Source organism: Acinetobacter sp. (assembly GCF_036666595.1).
Taxonomy (GTDB): Bacteria; Pseudomonadota; Gammaproteobacteria; order Pseudomonadales; family Moraxellaceae; genus Acinetobacter.
Genome location: NZ_JAVWVO010000032.1, coordinates 1 through 1,178, shown reverse-complemented (window position 1 = coordinate 1,178; position 1,178 = coordinate 1). Strand labels below are relative to the sequence as shown.

Below are 1,178 nucleotides of genomic sequence, written 5' to 3'. Positions count from 1 at the left end.
AAAGGTCGGCCTAAACTTGGTCCCTGCTGCTGTAAAACAACCAAAGCGGCTAAGACCTTCTCTTGTGTTGATTCGTCTTGCTGTTCAAGCCATTCATTAAACAGATCTGTCGTGATGACTGTCCACATATCACAACCATAATATAGATTATAGTCTATATTGTATAGCGAACTCACTCAGTTTTCAAATAGCAATAAAAAACGCCCGACATCCTGTCGGGCTTTTTCGTATTTGATGCGTTAGGTATAACTCCTGTCGTACCTGCATTCTCCGTTGCTGTCTTTTCTTATTCTTATCTGGAGCATCCTGCTCTCTATGTCCCCATGATAGGAAATTGATGAAGAATGGCATAGACGCAAAGCACCTGAATGAATGTGCGCCAAAACGTACAAGTTTGGTCACTTTTTATCCCAAGAGTTGTCCGCAGAAATTGGGGATTATTTCTGAATCTGGACCATTGAGAAATCAGGAAAAAATACAAAAACGAATGTTTTCTGATCAATTTTATTGGCTAAAAGTTACAGTTTTGCTTAAAAAGAAACCGACTTGTTTCCAAGTCGGTTGAACGAGAACGTTCCAGAGGGTATGAATAACGATAAGATACTGATCTTAAAGTAATATTAAAAACACGTTTCGTATAAGCTCTATTATGTTAAATGGATAAAAATTGAGTCATTTATCTGAAAGGATTTTTAAGATATTCCTTTACCATAGAAATAATTAATAGTGTACTAATCAAAACTTAGAACTGCTATAAGAATCCAGAACACACAAAACACAAATATTAAACATTAATAATACAATAATAATAATATTTTTCTGAACTTTAATTAACTGATATTTAGATTATTTTGCAAGTTTAGGATTTTGTTAAGTTTTAATTAACAGTAATTTTTTTATAATTGGTATAGAATTTAGAAGGAGTAAGCTATTTAATTGTTTCTTATGGAAAAAAAAGTAAAGAATCTCTATCTGAGAAAAGGTGAGCACAAATTTGTTTTGCAATCAATATTCATTTGTAAGGCTAAGTTTCAAAAGTGGACGAATGAAGAGATCAATGAAGTGATAGAGAAAACTTTATATGAAGATAAAATTAGGGTGTATGAGATCTTGAGAGAATATTCTAGAAATATTTAAGAATATTATTTATCAGCTATCAAATATGAGATGCTCAGATC

Annotated in this window: 1 pseudogene; it reads right to left on the bottom strand. The window is 32.3% G+C overall.

Annotation, left to right across the window (positions count from 1 at the left end):
- Positions 1-128 (bottom strand): annotated as a pseudogene (locus RR876_RS16535) (type II toxin-antitoxin system RelE/ParE family toxin); the annotation flags it as partial.
- Positions 129-1,178: the final 1,050 nt, after the last annotated feature.